The sequence below is a fragment of the Paenibacillus silvestris genome (genome assembly GCF_009882985.1).
GTDB classification, from domain to species: Bacteria; Bacillota; Bacilli; order Paenibacillales; family NBRC-103111; genus Paenibacillus_E; species Paenibacillus_E silvestris.
Window position 1 is genome coordinate 35,800 of record NZ_WTUZ01000010.1, and the last position, 19,520, is coordinate 55,319.

At 44.2% G+C, this 19,520-nt stretch carries 18 protein-coding genes; 7 read left to right on the top strand and 11 right to left on the bottom strand.

Features of this window, described 5'->3' with window-relative positions; translation table 11 throughout:
- Positions 1 to 13 precede the first annotated feature (13 nt).
- Positions 14 to 601, bottom strand: coding sequence for a TetR/AcrR family transcriptional regulator (locus tag GQF01_RS03610; protein ID WP_161405508.1), 588 nt, complete (start codon positions 599 to 601; stop codon positions 14 to 16).
- A gap of 222 nt (positions 602 to 823) precedes the next feature.
- Positions 824 to 2,227: an ABC transporter substrate-binding protein gene (locus GQF01_RS03615; protein ID WP_161405509.1), complete on the bottom strand. Its 1,404-nt coding sequence runs from the start codon at positions 2,225 to 2,227 to the stop codon at positions 824 to 826.
- A 169-nt stretch (positions 2,228 to 2,396) separates the two neighbouring features.
- On the opposite strand from GQF01_RS03615, the gene GQF01_RS03620 reads away from it, so the two are divergent.
- The 4 genes from GQF01_RS03620 (at position 2,397) to GQF01_RS03635 (ending at position 7,021) form a co-directional block, all read left to right on the top strand.
- A complete protein-coding gene (locus tag GQF01_RS03620) occupies positions 2,397 to 3,935 on the top strand; it encodes a spore germination protein (RefSeq protein ID WP_235958894.1) in 1,539 nt (512 codons plus the stop codon).
- 26 nt (positions 3,936 to 3,961) lie between these two features.
- Complete coding sequence (locus GQF01_RS03625) at positions 3,962 to 5,023, top strand: Ger(x)C family spore germination protein (protein WP_161405510.1); 1,062 nt, start codon at positions 3,962 to 3,964, stop codon at positions 5,021 to 5,023.
- Positions 5,023 to 6,135 (top strand): GerAB/ArcD/ProY family transporter, encoded by a 1,113-nt coding sequence (locus GQF01_RS03630; RefSeq protein ID WP_161405511.1) that lies wholly within the window; start codon positions 5,023 to 5,025, stop codon positions 6,133 to 6,135. The genes GQF01_RS03625 and GQF01_RS03630 overlap by 1 nt, the downstream gene beginning before the upstream one ends.
- 145 nt (positions 6,136 to 6,280) lie before the next feature.
- Complete coding sequence (locus tag GQF01_RS03635; RefSeq protein ID WP_161405512.1) at positions 6,281 to 7,021, top strand: SDR family oxidoreductase; 741 nt, start codon at positions 6,281 to 6,283, stop codon at positions 7,019 to 7,021.
- A gap of 110 nt (positions 7,022 to 7,131) precedes the next feature.
- Here GQF01_RS03635 and GQF01_RS03640 read toward each other — a convergent pair whose 3' ends face one another.
- The 3 genes from GQF01_RS03640 to GQF01_RS03650 form a co-directional block, all read right to left on the bottom strand.
- A complete protein-coding gene (locus GQF01_RS03640; RefSeq protein WP_161405513.1) occupies positions 7,132 to 7,689 on the bottom strand; it encodes a hypothetical protein in 558 nt (185 codons plus the stop codon).
- Positions 7,690 to 7,795: 106 nt separating this feature from the next.
- On the bottom strand, positions 7,796 to 8,602 hold the full coding sequence (locus GQF01_RS03645; RefSeq protein WP_161405514.1) for a class I SAM-dependent methyltransferase: 807 nt from the start codon (positions 8,600 to 8,602) through the stop codon (positions 7,796 to 7,798).
- Positions 8,603 to 8,648: 46 nt separating this feature from the next.
- Positions 8,649 to 9,356 (bottom strand): MerR family DNA-binding transcriptional regulator, encoded by a 708-nt coding sequence (locus GQF01_RS03650; protein ID WP_161405515.1) that lies wholly within the window; start codon positions 9,354 to 9,356, stop codon positions 8,649 to 8,651.
- A gap of 153 nt (positions 9,357 to 9,509) precedes the next feature.
- On the opposite strand from GQF01_RS03650, the gene GQF01_RS03655 reads away from it, so the two are divergent.
- The 3 genes from GQF01_RS03655 (at position 9,510) to GQF01_RS03665 (ending at position 11,260) form a co-directional block, all read left to right on the top strand.
- Positions 9,510 to 9,998: a DUF6022 family protein gene (locus tag GQF01_RS03655; protein WP_161405516.1), complete on the top strand. Its 489-nt coding sequence runs from the start codon at positions 9,510 to 9,512 to the stop codon at positions 9,996 to 9,998.
- 118 nt (positions 9,999 to 10,116) lie between these two features.
- Complete coding sequence (locus GQF01_RS03660) at positions 10,117 to 10,881, top strand: AIM24 family protein (RefSeq protein ID WP_161405517.1); 765 nt, start codon at positions 10,117 to 10,119, stop codon at positions 10,879 to 10,881.
- Between the two features lie 160 nt (positions 10,882 to 11,041).
- The gene (locus GQF01_RS03665; RefSeq protein WP_161405518.1) at positions 11,042 to 11,260 is read left to right on the top strand and encodes a hypothetical protein; all 219 of its coding nucleotides are present in this window, start codon (positions 11,042 to 11,044) and stop codon (positions 11,258 to 11,260) included.
- A gap of 108 nt (positions 11,261 to 11,368) precedes the next feature.
- Here GQF01_RS03665 and GQF01_RS03670 read toward each other — a convergent pair whose 3' ends face one another.
- The 6 genes from GQF01_RS03670 to GQF01_RS03695 form a co-directional block, all read right to left on the bottom strand.
- Positions 11,369 to 12,490 (bottom strand): glucuronyl esterase domain-containing protein, encoded by a 1,122-nt coding sequence (locus GQF01_RS03670; protein ID WP_161405519.1) that lies wholly within the window; start codon positions 12,488 to 12,490, stop codon positions 11,369 to 11,371.
- A gap of 122 nt (positions 12,491 to 12,612) precedes the next feature.
- Positions 12,613 to 13,962: an ABC transporter substrate-binding protein gene (locus GQF01_RS03675; RefSeq protein ID WP_161405520.1), complete on the bottom strand. Its 1,350-nt coding sequence runs from the start codon at positions 13,960 to 13,962 to the stop codon at positions 12,613 to 12,615.
- 293 nt (positions 13,963 to 14,255) lie between these two features.
- Complete coding sequence (locus GQF01_RS03680) at positions 14,256 to 14,894, bottom strand: GOLPH3/VPS74 family protein (RefSeq protein WP_161405521.1); 639 nt, start codon at positions 14,892 to 14,894, stop codon at positions 14,256 to 14,258.
- 136 nt (positions 14,895 to 15,030) lie between these two features.
- Positions 15,031 to 16,869 (bottom strand): right-handed parallel beta-helix repeat-containing protein, encoded by a 1,839-nt coding sequence (locus GQF01_RS03685; protein ID WP_161405522.1) that lies wholly within the window; start codon positions 16,867 to 16,869, stop codon positions 15,031 to 15,033.
- A 289-nt stretch (positions 16,870 to 17,158) separates the two neighbouring features.
- Positions 17,159 to 18,379 carry a mandelate racemase/muconate lactonizing enzyme family protein gene (locus GQF01_RS03690; RefSeq protein ID WP_161405523.1) on the bottom strand — a complete coding sequence of 407 codons (1,221 nt, stop codon included), beginning with the start codon at positions 18,377 to 18,379 and terminating at the stop codon, positions 17,159 to 17,161.
- A 68-nt stretch (positions 18,380 to 18,447) separates the two neighbouring features.
- Complete coding sequence (locus tag GQF01_RS03695; protein ID WP_161405524.1) at positions 18,448 to 19,503, bottom strand: tartrate dehydrogenase; 1,056 nt, start codon at positions 19,501 to 19,503, stop codon at positions 18,448 to 18,450.
- Positions 19,504 to 19,520: the final 17 nt, after the last annotated feature.

Below are 19,520 nucleotides of genomic sequence, written 5' to 3' on the forward strand. Positions count from 1 at the left end.
CTCCTGCAATCTATCATTGTTGTAAACCGTCACAAAAAGTCTTCACGCTATTTTCAATAAATTCTTCTTTCGTATCACGGATGAATCGACTATGCCATAAGGCAGTAGAAGAAAAAAAACCGTAATACAAGGTCAAAAACACAATAGCTTGTTTGGAAGCATCTCTAACCACCATCTTCTTAAGATCCTGCATGGCCAAGAAGTAGTCTGTTAAAAAACGTTGCAATTGCTTCGTATTTTCAGCAATTAGGTTGATTAGTTCAGGCATAGTAATTCGCTCTTGAATGGCAATTAAATAAATGGCCGCATTATTTTCCATTAAGTCTAGAAACGACGTAGCAATAAGTTTTAAGTCCTGTTCCAACTCGTATATAACTTTCTGTTCAAATATGATCTTAAAACTAGGGATATAGGAATATTTTTTAACCGCCTCTTCAAGCACCCCCTTTTTCGTTTCAAAATGGCGAAATACCGTCATCTCGCTTACTTCCGAAGCAATGGCAATATCCTTAATGGTTACTGATTTAAATCCCTTTGCTTGCATTAATTGTAGAGCAGCATTGAGAATTCGATCAGAAGTACCTATCTCTTTTTCATGCATAAAGACCCCCACTTTTTATTACCAACTCTTTTTACTCTAATCCAATTCCATAATTGTTTGAACTGGTATTGCATGTATGTTAGTAGTAACTAACATAATTATATGGATTACCTGAATATCATGTCAAACGCCACCAAACAACGTAAAAACACCGTCTTTTCAATAACGGTGTTTCGCGGATTGCGATTTTTCATAATGGACGACACTGAACGTCAACTTGTTCTATTCATTGAGATATGTGGATACTTTGTTCTGAATAAGTTTCGCCACCGTTTCCGCTGATTTCTGCCCGCTAAAGAAAGCCTGCGACTCACTAAACACAAGGCTTGATATCCTATCAGAAACATTTGATTTGACATTGACTGCATTAGCAATCATCGTATCGAGTCCTTGAAGGTCGGCTGCTGTCACCGGATAAGACTCCTCACCACTCTCGCCCATTGCTGTGATAGTTCCCTTCCGAAGTAATTTCTCGGCCTGCAGTTGGTAAGCAGCCTTATTGATTGGGAACCCATACTTGCCATTGTCCGATTCTCCGGACATGACATATTTAAGAAAATCCCAAGTCTCCGCCTTTACGGTCGAATTCGCGTTGATTGCCAATCCGCTGCTGCCATAAATGAATCCGCCCGGCTTCTCCCCTTCGCTTTTAGGGTTTAGGTAGTATCCCGGCTTGCTATAACCGGTCTGATGTAGGGAAGACACATAGGATCCAAGGGAGTTAACACTTACATCCATGAAATAAGTATCCCTAGCATGCTTGGAATCTAGCGTCATCACGTTGTTGTCGCTCATAGACTTGATTTTATTCAGCATGTTTATGAACAAACCCGAATCGAAATGGGCCTCCCGTTTCTCCACATCTACAATCTGAACGTAGCTGTTCTGAAGCATACCGTTAAGAAGTGTGTTTTCCGATTTGAAGAAATAACCATAGGGGTGGTCGGCCTTAGCCGTCATCTGGTTCGCAATGTCAGTGAACTGATCCCAGTTCCAGTTCTTGTCGTCGATCGAAATACCCGAGCGTTCAACAGCCCCCTTATCGCCAACGAGGGCACTCAAGTAAAAGTGCAAGGGAATCGTATATATGCCACTGCCCTGCTTCGGATTGTCGAGAATGTTCGTGAAGTATTGATTCTTATCGAAGGAAGGATCTTGAGCCATGGCATCGTTCAGATTAACGAACAGTTTACGTCCGATAAACGCTTCGATGGCTAACGAGCCTGTATCAATCAGGTCGGGGCCTTTGCCAGTCAGCGTTTCCGTGCTCATCGTTTGTCTAAATTTATCCAGCATCTGCAACTGAGTGTCCACGTCATCTCCTGCTTTGACCATATAGGTCAGATCGATTGTAATATTAGGGTGCTTTGCTTCGTACGCCCGCACAGCTTCCTCATAATACTCGTCGTAATAATACATCGAGAACTTTATGGTCTTAGGCTTGCCGTCAGACGGCATAGTGTAAATCGAGCTTCCCTTCGCGGGTTGACCGCTTTCAGTCTGTGTGGCAGTCGATCTACTAAGCCCTTCGGCGGTAGAATTCGCAGTCTCCTCGCTCCCTCCACTACTACATGCTGGAGTCAAAAACAACAAGCAAAGAATTGGCATTGCTAATAATTTTTTCATAGTTAAACCTCTCATTCGTATGGAACTCATATTTTCTTAGTACAAGCGTACTATGTATTGGGATTGAAGATGTGGCTGAGAATTCTACAAGATGCAAATAAAATGTATCTACCTATATACTCACAACAAAAAACCAGTCGACGAAAGGCCAACTGGCTTTTGCTGTTTCATGGGAATAGCAACCCCAACTCAAGCTCATAATAAAATGAAGATAATACTGAGAGGTGTGTTTCTAATTCCAGTAGATATATACACGGCTTTGAAAGATACCATCAAATCGAATGATTTGGTGCAATCTGTGCATACTATTCACGGTAAACGGATTCACTTTACATATTGCAAAGCGATTGTAGACCAGAAGCTTATTCACCACGAATTACTGCATCGGCTCCAAATTTCAGAAACAGAAATTACTCATCTTCTTACATTAAAAACTTTGATTCCACTGGAAAATGTTTCGTTATCTTCAAATGCAAACGAGGTTTCACAAAGTTTAGTTAAAGGCTTTATCTATGTTCAACTTGAGCCAGATTTGAATGAAGGGCTTTTAATCCCTATTGCAGATCTAAAACGTGGATATCGGAGTAATAATGAAGCGGATAACGAATACAGCGTTATTGGTCCAAAAGTCGGCTTTGTTGAAGATCTCGATACCAACCTAAATTTAATCCGCAAAGAACTTATTTCTGAGAATTTACGATTCGAGGAATGCATTGTAGGTTCACTTTCACAAACAAGAGTAACGATTATTTATTTGGATGGTGTGTGCAACCCCCAGCATGTGAATACAGTAAGACAAAGAATAGTAGATGCTGACGTTGATATGTTATTCGACAGTTCTATTCTTGACCAGATCATAGCGGATAGAGCAAATTCACCATTTCCCTTATTTATGTCTTCGGAACGTGTAGACAGGGCAAAATTTAATTTGATGAACGGACAAGTGGTCATATTGAGTAGCGGGTCCCCTTATTTTATTTCCGGGCCTACCACCGTATTTGATTTTTTCGCCTCACCAGAAGATTATTACCTGCCATGGATTCTGGGTACTTTCTTTCGGTGTATAAGATATTTGGGAGTATTATTATCCATTCTTGCCTCTCCAGCCTATGTAGCCATATTAACGTTTCATTATTCCGTCATACCGCAATCACTTCTTGGTCCAATCATCGAATCCAGAACGAACGTTCCCTTCGCACCATTTATTGAAGTACTGCTGATGGAATTTACAGTAGAGATGTTACGCGAAGCTGGGGCCAGATTGCCTACTAAAGTCGGACAAACTTTGGGGATTGTTGGCGGTATCGTACTTGGTACAGCTGCCGTTCAAGCCGCTCTCACCAGCAATATCTTGATCATCATTGTCTCATTATCTGCCCTCCCATCATTTGCTACCCCGATATTCAAAATGGCTAATACCATCCGTTTTTTAAGATTTCCTTTGATTGTCTTAGCGGCAGCTTGGGGCGGGTTAGGCATTATGATTGGTATTGTCATACTTTTAGGCCATTTGCTGCGATTAAAATCTTTGGGTACTCCTTATTTAGTCCCTTTGTACCCATTTCGTTTCCGTGATTACACAGATAGCTTTCTTCGATCATCTCTAAATCTTACTGAAAATCGACCGAATTTTTTGCGCCCTCTCAAGACCAAACGATATAAGGCAAGTGAACCAAAAGATACGAATGATGACTACAATAACGAATAAATTCGTAAGTAAGGGAAATAGCCGCAATGAAAAGACATGTCACTCTCCTTTTCTTTTGCATCATTTTATCAGGATGCGCAAAAGAGCAGATCATAGATCGGATCAAACTCATTCAAAGTATCGGTTGCGACATGCAAGGAGATACATTGAAAGTTAGCGGCACCTATCGTGCATATGAGAAGAAAGCAAACTTGTTTTTACTTGAAGGAGAAGTTAAATCGCTGAATGATGTCCTTACACCATTCACCTCACAATCGGATCACCCAATAGCCGTCGGTCAATTGCGGACTTTAGTCATTAGTGAAGAATTAGCAAGAAAAGGAATTTCAGAGCTTGCCAGCACTATTGTTCGAGATCCCCTTATTAGCAATCGTTCTACACTTGTTTTAACAACCGATCAGTCCAGTGATATCTTAACAGAAACTTTGAAATATCCTCCTAACTATTTATCAAATCTGATCAAACACAATATGGAGAATGGGAATATCCCTTCCACGAATGGCCATATATTTCTTGACCAATATTTTGGAGAAGGACAAGATGTTTTTTTGCCGCTTTTAGTGAAAGGACCTAAAGATGTTCTACAAATGGATGGTGTAGGTGTTTTTCGCGATGATAAATTAAGGCTTTTACTCACTAACGAAAAGGGTTTATTTATTAAACTTCTTAAAGATGACAAAAACGACATCCGTTCAAGCACATATAACTTCAAAAATGATCAAGACGAGCAAATTTCTTTCAAAATTATTTATTCAGAACGAAAAATGACCGTAGAAAATGAAATAGTCACAATCTCGCTTAAACTAGATATTGACCTTGGAGCGTATCCGGCAGCCTTAAATGTTTTTGAAAATAACAACGATATGCTTCATTTAAAGCAACAAATTGAAAATAGCTTAACTGCTAAAATCAAAGCCATGCTGGAGAATTTCCAAGAGAATCTTGTCGATCCAATCGGGATAGGCAATCTGTATAGTACTCGTCATAAGAAATGGAATGAGCAAGAATTTACAGCTCAAATATACCCAAACATGAAATTTAATGTGAGTACCGAAGTTGAAATATTATCATTGGGAGTTGGGCAATAATGCAGAACGTGGTAAAGGATAACTACTTAGTTTCCGGCTTCTTTGTATTTTTCCTCATCCATGCTTCTATAGTCGGGGTTGGCGCCCTAAGTTTTCAACATTTCGTTTTTGAATTTGCAGGCAATGATGCTTGGATCTCCGTTCTATTAATGGGTCTAAGTCTCCATGTTATCATTTGGATGATATTTAAGATGCTCGGCAATCCAGCCAAAGATATTATCGACTTACATCGCATCTTATTGGGGAAATTCCTAGGGAACGTGATTTCACTAATTTTCGTTGGTTACTATTTTATTTTAGCTTTAGCAGTCTTTCGCGGCTACATAGAAATCATACAAATTTGGATGTTTCCCAATCTTAGAACGTGGGTCCTTGCTATCTTACTGCTCATTGTCATTTATTACGTCGTTTCTGGAGGATTTCGAGTAATAACTGGCTTTTGCTTTTTTGGGGTCATTTTCTCCTGGCTGCTGCCCTTGTTACTGTACTTCAATATTAAATATGGACATTTCATTAATGTCTTGCCCATGTTTAATCACTCACTCAAAGATTTGCTCATGTCTTCTAAAAACTCCGGTATCATGTTTCTAGGATTCGAAGGTTTGCTGATTTATTTTCCTTTTATTAAATCGCCAGAGAAAAATGTAAAATGGGCTCATCTTAGTTTATTTTTAATCACACTCAAGTACTCCGTACTCATTTTTGTAACCATCATGTATTTTAGCAAAGGGCTATTAAGGCATACCTACTGGCCAACCTTGGTCATGATTAAAGTAATTGAGTTTTCATTTATTGCAAGAATTGAATTTATTTTCATATGCATCTGGTTAATGATTATTATCCCCATGCTTTGTCTCTCGATTTGGAGTTGCACTCGAATACTAAAGAGAGTTACGAAGCTGAAACCCACATTGTCACTTCTCCTGATCCTTGTAGCACTCTTTCTGGCAAATCTACCGTTTAATGATCGTGTTAGGATTGAGTGGTTAGGTAACAATGCAGTTGAGCTTGGATTCTATTGTATTTATGTCTATATTCCCCTACTCTTTATCCTTTCCATGATTCGCGGCAAAATCTCACAGAGAAAAACGAAGACGATACAATTCGAATAATAAGAAGCTAATATCCCTTAAAGGAAATAGACAAACTGGGTTTAGTAGAAATTGTTAATGATACTGGACTAATAATCCGAGTGCTCTCTGAGTAACCTATCTTCGGACACCAATTGGCCCACTATATTCACAGAGGAGATGGATTATGAGCGAAGGTATTGGAAACAAGGTCGTGCTGATCACGGGTGGAGGCACCGGTCTCGGAGCGGAGACCGCGCGACTCCTTGCATCTAAGGGAGCTATCGTGGCTGTGGCCGCGCGCCGGAAGGACAAGCTCGACGAGGTCGTTGCGCAGATCACGAAAGCTGGCGGCAAGGCTGGCGCCTATCCGCTCGATGTCGTCGACAAAGTGCAGTTCAAAGCTGTTGTCGATAAGGTCATTGCCGACTTCGGCAAACTGGACGTGCTCGTCAACAACGCCGGTCTTATGCCGATACGTCCCATGGCCGAAGTGAACACCGACGAGTGGGATGCGATGATCGACATTAACCTCAGAGGGGTACTGTACGGCATAGCCTCAGTCCTGCCGGGGTTCCTTGCTCAGAGTAGTGGTCACATCATCAACATCAGTTCAGTTGCCGGGATCAAAGTCTTCTCGCCAGGCGGCACCGTCTACTCGGGCACTAAATTCGCAGTGCGCGCAATTTCCGAAGGCCTGCGCCATGAAGTCGGCAACAAGGTGCGGGTAACGTCGATCGAGCCAGGAGCTGTGGAAAGCGACCTGAAATACAACACCACGGGCACGGCGCAGTCCACTGTGTTGGATTTCTACAAATCCGCCATTCCTGCCAGTTCAGTGGCGCGGGCGATCACCTTTGCCATCGAACAGCCGGCGGAGGTCGATATTAACGAGATCGTTCTGCGCCCTACCTCGCAGGAGTTTTGATACTTTTTGGTTTCAACCACTGTTAGTCACAATTTAAACCCTCCCTATCTCTAGCCTAGCTAGAATTGGGAGGGTTTGGCATTACGTAGCTATAGCCATCACTGTTGTTATCACCGATGTCGCCTTCTAAATGATATAAACAGAAGGATGGACAATGGTAGAAAAATTGCAACAATTAAAACGATTACGACAGATCGGTTAACATGTGGCGTTGTTATCTTAGAGGGTTCATATCCTTCTCCCAACGCTATAAGTTCACTTTGCGCCGAAGCAGTCGTCTTAGTTCCTTCACAAATTCCTGTTTCAAGTCGATCAGGATCGCCATAAGCAAAAACGATATAGTCTTTATTTACTTCAAATCCCTCATATCCACAACTTGCCGAACTCAATGCTGTGTAAACCATTGTTTGAGAACTCAGCTCCCCTTTCCATACCGTATTCACTTCGAAGCGCGCCTCTACTGGAGCTGCGGAGGACCAGATCTTCCCAATAGCAGGTTTTTTCAAACTCAATACTTTCCCCTCAAATATTGCCGTTTTTCGATTCAACTGATCTTCTATACTCGGGGGTCCAGCGCAAGAGCATGCATGGACAGTTAGAGGCTCTGCCACAAACCACGTACCGAACACGAACATATAAATCAGTATGACCATTGTTCTTTTCCACATCATTATCACCTCACCAAAATGGAATAAATACCCATATTCAATAAGACGAAACTAGCTTAATATTGTTGCAAATCGGTAGCTGCTTTTTTTAGTCACCTTTACTTCGCTATCTCGCCTGTCCAATCATCAAAGCATGATAGTTGACGACCTTTAGGCCTCTTGGAGTGGCATACCGCATGAATATTTCTTCCACATCTTGCAGGCATTCCTGCCAGACAATTTTCTTTAAAGTTTCCTTCTGCCCAAAACATTTCTTAATCAATACATCCTCGGGTCTCGAGAGAAATTCGACTTCTTCAAATATCTGTAATTCAACTTTCTCTAAATTGCTTTCGGATAGTTGACCTTCAAACTTCACTTTAATATCCTCCAAGTAATTGTCCGGAAAGGGTGAATACAACCCGGGGAAGTGACTTCGAAGCCCTCCGTCCGTTCCGCAGTGATACAATCCCAGTGCCATTCCCCTTGGTTTAATGACCCGATGGCCTTCTTCTATTCCCTTGTGAAAAAGCCATGGCCCCTTTTTCGTGTAAACGACATCAAAGGAGTCGTCAGGAAAAGGCAATGGTTTATCAGCATCCACGACTAGAAATGATATGGATTCGCTTGCGTTTTCTTTTGCTGATGCAATGTATCCCTCCATGAGATCGATCCCCAAGATTTCTTTTGCTTTGTGCGTGAACGACTTCGTGAATTCACCGTGACCACAGCCAACGTCCAATACCCGCGTGTTCTCATTGAGGTAAGCCGTAATTTTGTCCGCAAAGACTAATTCGGCTCGTGGTTCATCGAAAACTGACTTCCACGGATACTTGTATCCTCCGGTTTCCAACGCCAAGTTTGCGTGCCACTCTGCCGTATGAGGCGGTATCCAATCGGGATGTTTCATTGGGTCAAATAATATTTTCGACATGCCAACAACTCCTTCTCAAATTAACCATCACAACGAACCGTCTCATTCATACCAGTTCCAGTTGGGAAGCGAGTCTGTACAGACTCTGCAAACCTCTTAGCTGCTCTCTATTACGCAGAGCAAGCACTGCACGGGCAGACTCGATTAGCGCTTGCATGGCAGGTAAATCCCAAGCAGGCAGGCTCCGGACCGCTTGTTTCAAGCGTACCGTATCGCTCGAATACATGACCTTTTGCGTCGATTTCAGTACATGCACCTTCACCTCTTGGAACTTGTCATACACTCGATAATTGTTGTCTTCATGCCGCGCCGCGGCAATTAATCCGTCATGTTCCCAATAACGGAGTGTTGAAGACGGGATGCCGGCAGCAGCGGACATTTCCCCAATGGTCATCCATCTTGACCCTTCGTCACTTTTTATTATGGGTAGCCCCTTCATCAATCCCTCTGCTTCCTCTAGGACACACTTGTCTTCATGCGTTGCTGCCTGGGCGTCATTAATTAGCCATAGGGCTGGCTCTAGTTCTCGCCGCTGAAGATGAGCAAGTACCGCCGAGGTAATTTCCATGCCGAACCCAGGGGACATCGCGACAATACATGCAAAGTAGGCAGCATGCTCATCCGTATATACCCTGTAACCATTGGAAGCCCGACTGGCAGGTGGAACAATTCCCTTAGCTTCGTAATTTCTAAGCGAACTTGTACTGATGCCTAACTGATTAGCGATTTCCGCGGGACGTAAAGATCGGCTCATGAAATCCCCCTCGACAAGGATGATTGGTTACACAGGTTCTAAGGTTTTTTATTTTCTTTGCATATAATTCAACATCAATTAAGCAAAACCTTCGCATTTGCTTTAATGTTATACAATCAATCTGAAACTTAAAAAAGTTGGAGGTATACGTTTATGTCATTACTTACAGTGAAGCCAGAAATGTCGATTGGCCAAGTGGCCGCAGCTTTGTCCGAATATGTGGAGTTAAACTGGAAGAACGTGCTTCAGACGAATTATCAGGAGCTTACCTCCCTCTTTCCTGAATTAGAGGACTCCACTTATGGATTGTATTTGGATCGGCTTATTCCTCAGGCCTGGCAGGAGATTGAGCGCTGTGGATTTCAGGCGGCTGAGCCTGCTGGCGAAGGGGATTTTGTGATTGCCGGATGCCTAAATTTTCGCAATTCGATAGAAAAAGCCGAATGGGGCGGCCCTGGGCGGGAAATCCGGGTCTTTTGGATTGTGCTGAATAACGGTCATAACCAGACTATCGGCACTCTCGTCCTGGAATTCGCTCACTCTCACCTTCAGTTTGATGTTCCCGAACTGCCCAAGTTCTCAGCCCTTGCTGAAACAGACCGCCGTGAAATTAAGTCCAAAATTTCACAAAAACAAAAATAATGAGTTATTCTGCATGTATTGTGTAACCTTTCTACTTGAAATCCGTATGAATGTGATAGATTTCGCCAAATTGATAGACGCTGCGATAATCACCACTACATAATACGGAGGCATTCTAATGGCATTTACAATAAGTAATTTAACGGATAACAGCAACGTCGTGATCAAAGAGAAATTAGGGCCTTTCAGTGTGCTTGAATATAAACAGGATTTGAGCAGCACTACCATTGCAGACGCTCAAGCCAACTTTTATATGACCAAGAGCAATATGAAAAAAAGGCAGGTCATGGTGGAACTGAACGGTGAGATCATGATGAGCGCAGGCGCGATGCAGTACTATGTCGGCAATATTGAGATGACGTCAGGGGTTAAAGGCGCGGGCGGCCTGCTTCGTAATCTCGTTTCAGGCGCTGTGTCCGGGGAAAGTGCAATCAAACCCTTATATAAAGGGCAAGGGACCATCATGATGGAACCAACCTACAAATATTTGTGGTTGATCGATGTCGACAATGACCATATCGTGTTGGATGACGGTCTTTTCCTGGCCTGCGAGACGTCACTCCAAACGCAAGTGGTATCCCGCAAGAACTTGTCGTCTGCTGCTCTCGGAGGCGAAGGTCTGTTCAATCTAAGCGCCAGAGGCAAAGGCGTGCTAGTAGTGGAGGCACCGATTCCTTCGGAAGAGGCAGTTATCGTGGAACTGAAGAATGATGTGCTTCGAGTTGACGGAAATTTTGCTATGATGTGGTCGCACTCGTTGGATTTTACTGTGGAACGTTCGGGGAAATCATTGCTCGGGTCCGCAGCCTCCGGCGAGGGGCTCGTCAACGTGTACCGGGGAACAGGTCTCATTTGGCTAGCACCGTTATCCGCATACAAGTAAATAAACAAGGGGTGGCGTTGGGTGATAAACCCTCGCCGCCATTTTTTTTATAATCAATGCTGGTTTCAACGTAATTTTTACATCCTGCTAATTCGCCCATGACAAATCTTTCGTACAATGAAGACAAACTTCAAGCATACGGAAGCGGAGGCTGGGATCTATGAAAACAATGAAAATAGTTTGGATATGCATTGGCCTGTTTTCCCTGACAGCAATCGGTGTAAGCGCTAATGGATTACTCTCCGATGAACAACCACTCCAGCCGACGGAAACGAATCCAATCGTCATTCCTTACTCTTCAAAAGCATACGGTTCAACAGCGCAATTCGAATATCAATTCGAATGGCAGGGTGGTAAGATCGAGGCGAATCCTCAGTAAAAGGTGTAAATAATCATACTCACGACTTTATTTTATACCTTTATGCCGGTGGGTGTAAGCTTCTTCAGCGACCAAGTACACCTCTTTGTAAACCGGGTTTTCCACTACCTAGCTATAGGCATGCTTAAGCTTTCTATCCGCGAAATCCATAAAGCATTTCCAGTCATAGCGAGTAAGGTCGTGTTTTCCTTCTCTGAGGTGGTAACCCACTCTCTCTCCATATACGGGAGAATTAACAGGCGGCATCTGGTCTGCATCCAGGCCGCTAAAGCCATGCAGCGAATAAATCGGTTGCGCCAGCAGTAACCCCAGAAATTCAGATTCAGGGTCTGCCCAATTGTCCTCTGATGCGCTGGCTACATAGAGTAGTCGGGGGGCAATCAGCGACAGCAATAGATGTTGATCAATCGGTAATTCATCCTCACGTTCATTAAACTTCTTGTAGTTATCGTTAAACCAATGGGGATTTCCACGATTAATGTTCAATAGCCTTTCCCCTGCCTTGCCTCGCGAAATAGCGGCCCCTGAACAGCCGGAGTTGTTGCTGACAACTAAGGCAAATCGCTCATCAAGAGCACCGGCCCATAAGCAGGCTTTCCCGCTTCTAGAATAACCCACAATTGCGACACGCTCTGAATCAATGAGGGAGTCTGACTCTAAATAGTCCATTACACGGCTCGCTCCCCAGGCCCATGCAGACATAGCTCCCCAGGCGTCCGGTGATCGCAAACGATCTCGCGAATCGAATATGCCATGAACGCCATTCCGGTAGCCTTCATCAAAGAAATCAGGATCCAAATCTTCCACAGAGTAAGAAACAGCCGCATAACCACGGGAAAGGATATCCTCCACCGGCCAATAAGATGAACATTCTTCTAATTTTACCTCTGACACAGATTGACCTTTGATTGCCGCGTAGATAAAAGCTGGGACCTTTGATTTCGTTAGTGGGATATAGATATGTACGCGAAAACGACCGTCGCCACCTACCCCTGTATATTCGATGTCGATCTGTTTATGTACAGCAGTTCCCTGCATAACCACCTCTTCCATCACGACTTGGAATCGTAAAGAATCAGGACGGCCTACCGGCTCTCTTCCATAAACATATTCCCGATATAATTCCACAATTTCTGGACGTCTGAATCTTCTCCAGTCCTCAGGCGTCGAAACCTGCAGGCCATTGCTGCATACGAAAACCTCCGGCAGTGTTCCCCTGCTCGCATCCATCGCTTTCATCCTCCCGCATGACTTTTTCCATATCATACCATAAAAATTGTAGCCGCTTACAAAAATCCACCAAAAAGAGGCGGACGCCGCAAGCTCAACGCTCGCAGGCCACCTCCATTTCATTATTTTTTCGTTTCAGCAGCTGTATCTGTGTTGGCTTTCGCAGCTTTATTAGTCGCAATTGCTTTTGTCGATTGCTCTTCGATCATACGCAGCGCTGTAACCGTGTCTTTAGATTCTTTGAAAATCAGGGGCCCAAATACATTCTGCATCGGAACATCATACCAGATTAAACCATTGGCACGTGCAGCTGGCGGCATGGCCGTTTTACCATAAAAGATAGCGCTTGTGTTCTTGCCCCTCATCTGCACCAAGTTTTGACCGAACGCTTCCTGCACGCTTTTGGATTCCATGGGTACGATGACGCCTTCTTTCGCCAGATCGACTTGATGTTCCTCAGAAAGCAGCGCTGCCATTGCCTGGAAAGCAAGATCCTTCTTCTGAGATTGCTTCGTAATATACATGGAATACACATTTGGCTGATACCTCGTATCCATAGCCTCCTTAAAAGCTGGAACGGATACAATATCAAAGTTCAAATTTTTATTTTGCTCATAATAACTGACTAAATGATCAACTGTCGCGACAGCCATCGCAATGTTGGCTTTCGTCGCAAAAGTCTCTACCGTGTCAAACTGGTTAGCGGGAATTTCATAGAAGCGGCGTAAGTTATCTACAACGTTCTTCCACTCGGGAGAGCTCATGCTCGCCTTGTCCTCCGATAAGCTTAGAGGAGATAACGAAAGCTGATTATAATTCATATAATGGCCTGGATTCTGAGAAAAACCTTTATAGGTGATTTCACCATCTACTCGGGTTAACTTCTTAGCGATTTCATAGATCTCATCATAGGTCATCCCGTTCTTTGGATAGTCGACACCGAATTTGTCGAAGATGTCCTTGTTATAAAAGAGTACAAAATCGTTATTATTATACGGCAACCCGTAAATGCTGCCATCCGTTCTCAGATTAGCCATCTGAGCCATCAGTGACGGATTTAATTTGGTTGTGTCAAAATTGTACTTCTTGATAAGATCCCTGATGTCATACTCCAGGTCATTGTCAAAGATCCAACGCTGTACGTTCATACGCGTGTTATCAATGATGAGGTCGGGTACTGTACCCGCTGCAATAAGATCCTTGTACTGCCTTCCAGGGTTATCCCAATGAACGTGCTTGATCTTCACATCCGGGAACTTCTTTTTGAGGAAATCGCCGATTTGTTTATCGAAATTTTCTTCTTTAGCGAAATAAGGTGGATTAACCGTATAAATAAACAACTCATTACTTGGAGCGGCAGCGGCTGTTTTGCTTACTCCTTCTCCTTCCCCTGCGACCGAGGTGGGGCTTCCTCCCTGTTCACAGCCTGCCAAAAGCGTTAGTGCAGCAACTACAGCTAGAAACTTTTTCATGAATTGTATCCCTCCAAATTTGGAAACGCTTTAGATTTAGTTCATACAAAAATGTCTCCCTATCTTGCTTCTCAAAAATCTTGATTTAACTTTAATATGAATTCACTTCGTATAAATTAGGTGGCTATTTCATTTTTATAGGTTATTAATTCCATCTTTTGTTGAAGTATCTGTGCCCATGCAAAAAAAATCGGTTCCCTTTTTCGTTAAGGGAAATCCGATTTTTATGGGAATGCACCGAAGTATAACTTTTCATTAATTTGTTTTATCGTCCTTCCTTTCAACACTTGAAGCTAATATGCTCCTTCGATCTTTTGGATAGCATGATCAACCGTTCTAATTTTTTTATACATGTCGTCTTTACGCAATATCTCAAGCTTTTGCTTTAACGTTTTGTGTTCGTAATCAGAAAAATAGTCGGTTAACATATTTTTTATGTTTAAAAATAGCACTAAAGCTACTGTATGTTCTTCTACATGCTCCTGTTCCAATAACGTAGCTCGCATTTTCTCCACGATGTGGTTCCGTGTATTTGCTACATCTGAATATTTTTTTACAGGTACAACGAATAAAACTTCTGTATTTTCAATTTCCAGAATTCCTTTATCTACAAGACTTTCTACAACCATTGTATAAATTTCTTTTTGTCTATAGTAAAAGTAAGAAACCCACTTCTCTAACTTCTTTGGTTTCTCCGAAGATATAATTTCGAGTAATCTGTCAAGATATTTTTCACCTGTGGATGCTGAGTTAGCAATTCTAATTGTATCATCGTCTTCAAAAGTAACGTTGCCACTTATAGAAAGCTCCGCTATACATGCCATTATCGTATACAAAGCAACATGCATTCGAAACATAGACTTTAGTCTATTGGTTTCACGATCTAGCGCAAGTAAGACAAACTCTTGGGGAATTGATAAACTTCTTACCATAGTAGTATCCTCCCACCTTAATTTTACTTACTACATATGATATTGTACAAAGCGCAAAAAGGCAAAAGGGTTTTCACCGAAAAAGGAGCGCTGCCGCTAAGCAGGCTCCTCTTGTGCAAGCTTTTGTTCCTCACACTTAAGCAGGTGTCACAGTTAATTGACCTAAGTCGGTAACAGCCACTACATATAAGCTTCCATCCGGAGATTTCAACCTTAACGAGGAAGCATTCAGCGCCCCGGATGAGCCAATTGACTCCCATACGCCAGGATTGCCGTCTGATACGCACACCCACCCTACCGGAGTCAGCGTAGATGGCTGAACGTTCCACAAGATGGAACCACGTTTCCATGTACCCGAGACAGGTAGGGCTGCAGCCCATCCTATGAAAGCATCCTTCGTCTGAATTTCCGGTGAAGCCCAAGCTTTCAGATTCGCACCTCCGAATACGGGAGTACCTGTACCTGCAAACACGTTTCCGGTTGTAATACGAAGATCCGAGCCTGCTGCCGCCGTATCAATTTGTAGGCATTTCCCCACACATTCGGTCACATTCCCGTCGAAAAGTGTCTCCGTCACTACACCACCGAACCAATATCCCACAGCACCAATATTAACCAATTGATTATTCGCAATGAGATGACGGCCGGTCACTTGTGGTCCTGCAAACCGGACCGCTCCGTTTGACGAATTAATATCCTTGATTAGGTTGGTTGTGAATTGTACAGAAGAGCAATTGGTAAATGATACGGCTATTGCGCGTGAAGATTCAATTCGATTGCCTGCGACAATCGGGCCAGTGGAATTCGCAATATTCCATCCAGCAGCACCTGTCGCATAATCGCGATTTCCGCTGATTTCAAGTCCTTTGGTCACATTGGAGCTTTGGATCATGCGAGCATCAGAGACACTCCCGTAAAAATCATTGTCCTTGATGGTAACCTGCTCAGTAATTGCCGGCGCGCTGTTACAGCGGAAGAAATACCTCGCTTTGCCTTTGTTCCCCGTAATCGTAATGCGCTTATTCGTATAAGCTGTATTTGGATTGTAGGAGTTAATGAAATATATCTCGCTGTAATACTCATTCTCGGCGATCCAGATATCTTCCACGATATCCGAGCCTGTTGTAGAGCTGTTCGGCTCCAAATCAATCGTAGCGACATAAGAAAACGGATCCTTGATCACATTGCCTGTTATCCATACTTTTCGTCCAGAAACGACTGCAACTGCGCATCTTCTTGGATTACTCAGCACGTTGTCATGTATATGTACATTCTCACTTGGAGCCAAATAGTCAGAGCCAATATAGACACAGTCACCATAGGGAGCATGCAATACATTGTTATGAACGAATACATGAACAGAATTGGCGATCCTGACAAGATGAGATTGCTCATCTGCGGTACCTGTCGTATAACCGCCGTTTAAGTACAGTCCTGTTATATGAAGTCCGCTACCCTGATAATTATGAATGAGCAGCATGCGCTTCAGGTCAGACCCGTCTGGCGTGTCCATACGGATTTCCGGCATACCAATTCCAATCATGGATGCTGTCAACGTCACGGAACCTGTCAACTTATAGAAGGACAAAGGACTGGGGACAAGTATCGGCTTTCCGGTAGCAGCAGCGCTCTGGAAGGCGTCCGTGTCGTCCGTAACTCCATCTCCGACAGCCCCGTAGTCAAGTACATTCACCCAGCCCGGCTCGTTTCCACTTAATAAATTCAAAGCCTGCTGCTTGTATACATTCTCAGTCACTGAGCTTCCTGCCGCTGCCACTGCTGTCGGCGATCTTAATAAACCTAACACCGCGCCTCCGGCTACTGCCGTTAATCCCGCCACTCCCAGTAAGGTAAGTAGGCTTCTGCGAGTCATTATCCGAGCCTCGGCACCGCCTTCCTCCTCAACGATTTCTTCCGGCTGAAGCTGAGTTTCAATTTTTAGAAGATTAACATCATGCATCTCTGAATCCTTCATCACAATTCCTCCTACATTGAAAATATTAGGAAATATGAGGTTCTTCTCATCGGTGTACGTGGCAAACAGCCCTCTTATCCAGAAATTAACATTAATTATACTGTACTAGCCAGTTTCGTTTTTTATTCATCAGATCAACTGGAAATACTACCGCTAAATCGCCCAATAACGCAGCTACAGATATGAATAAATGGCATTTTTCCCGCTACTCGATTCTGCTCCATAAAAAAGAGGCGATCCCAAGTCATCTTATGACCATGGAATCGCCTCTTTTATCATTTGAAACTCATCAAACCCGCAATGCTTTGCGCAGTAATGCATTCACTGACGCCACATCCATGCCAAGTCCAGGTCCTGTTGGTGCATAGATGACACCGTTCTTGGATTCCTTCGGCGGAGAGAATAGGAAACCAGTCGTCTTGACGCCTGACTTGTCTTCCTGGAATTTACCGATGTTCGGGATGTATGACGCATAATGCAGCACATAGACATAGCCGAAACCACCGGAAATATGCGGGGTCACTGGAATACCTTTAAGCGCTGCCATTCGTGCGATGCGGGTGTTGCGGATAAAACCGCCGTTATATTGCAAATCCGGCTGTATGACCTGGGCAGCATCGTTGTCAATGATCCACCGGAAGCGGCGCATGCTCGTCTCCTGCTCACCGAAGGCTAGCGGAATCGCCAGATTGTCAGCGACTTCCTTCGTATCTTCCAGATGCTCGAACGGACATGGTTCTTCATAGAAGAAGGCATCAATCTCTTCGAGCATCTTACCGTATTCGATGGCGACCGGAGGATCGTAAGAGCCATTGCCGTCGGCGTGGATGGCGATGTCATCACCTAGCACGCGTCGTGCCATATAGATCAGTCCCTCAGAGCGACCGGCGAGGGAATCGGCATTTTTGCTCATACGGCCGCCTACCTTAAACTTGACCGCTTTTGCCCCTGTTTCACTCATTCGCCGCTCTAGCACCTCGATCTCTTCTTCCGGCGTCGTGCCCCTATTGCCACTAGCCACATAGATCGGCACTTCTGTGCGGATAACGCCGCCTAGCAAATCGCCGATCGGCTTGTTAACTATGCGTCCCAACATGTCTAGCAAACTCGCCTCCACCCAGGAGATACAGCACCATAAAGCAAGGCCCGACAACTTGTAGTTGCTCTCGTACACGTAGACGCCATCAAGCAATTTCTCCAGTTCGCGAGCATCCTTACCTATAAAATAAGGGATAATGAGCTGCTTAAGCAGCGGATACAAATAAGCCGCCCGTTCACTGGCAACCGCTATCCCTTCGGAGCCATCCTTCGAACGTGTCCGCAGAAAATATAACCCATTGTTAAATAACAACTCCATCGATTCGATAATCACAGGACTTGTAAACGCATCCACATTAAGCACCTTCGAATTTGCCGCTTCCTCCAATTCCGCAGTGGAAACACCGCTTGTAGCCCTCCGCTCAGAACTATCGAGATACAAATATGATAAATCACTATATGGTTTGCCCATACGAAGTTGCCTCCTCCATTGGATTGAAATCATGAATCTAGTTCACAGACCCGCCATTTTAAAGTTCGTCACTTCTGCAATCTGCGAATAATTTCCGATGTTACCTCTCGTGTAGTAGCCGAACCGCCGATATCCTTCGTTTTGATCCCATCATACGTTACGCTCTCCACCACGTCTAACAGATGCTGCCCCAGCTCCAGATAGCCGAAATGGTCCAGCATCATCTTGGCCGTCCAGATCTGTCCGATCGGATTCGCAATTCCTAGTCCATAAATGTCCGGAGCGGAACCATGGACCGGTTCGAACATCGACGGATACTTACCGTTCAGGTTAATGTTGGCGGCTGGGGCAATGCCAATGCCACCCATAATGGCGGCGCCGATATCAGTCAGAATGTCGCCAAACAGATTGCTGGCCACGACAACATCAAATACCTGCGGCTTCGTCACAAAAAAGGCAGCTAGCGCATCAATATGCGTCGAAGTGGTCTGCACATCAGGATAATCCTTGTGCACATCCTTAAATACTTCGTCCCAGAATGGCATGGAATAGACGATGCCGTTCGATTTGGTAGCACTAGTCAAATGACCCCGACGTTTACGGGCGAGATCGAACGCATACCTCATCGCTCGTTCGGTTCCCTTGCGTGTAAACACGGCGTTCTGGATCGCAATTTCATCGTCGCCTTTGTGAAGGCGACCGCCAATTTCACTGTATTCGCCTTCGCTGTTCTCTCTTACGACGAGAAGATCAAAATCGTTCGGTCGGAGCAGTGGCGAAGAAAGCCCACGAAAATATTTGGCAGGACGGATGTTGATTACCTGTTGGAATTCACGGCGTATCTTAATGAGAAGACCCCATAATGATACATGATCGGGCACACGCGCAGGATCGCCGACAGCCCCGAGAAACACCGCTTCAAAGTTTTGAAGCGTTTGCAATCCATCCTCAGGCATCATCTTGCCGTGCTGTTCATAATAATCGCAGCTCCATGGAAAGGAATCGAACCGGAACGAAATTCCACCATGTACGTCCGCAGCAGCATTCAGCACCTCCAACGCCGCCGGAACAACCTCTTTACCGATACCGTCTCCCGGTATAACAGCAACCTCTAACAGCTTCATGATACTATCCCCACTTC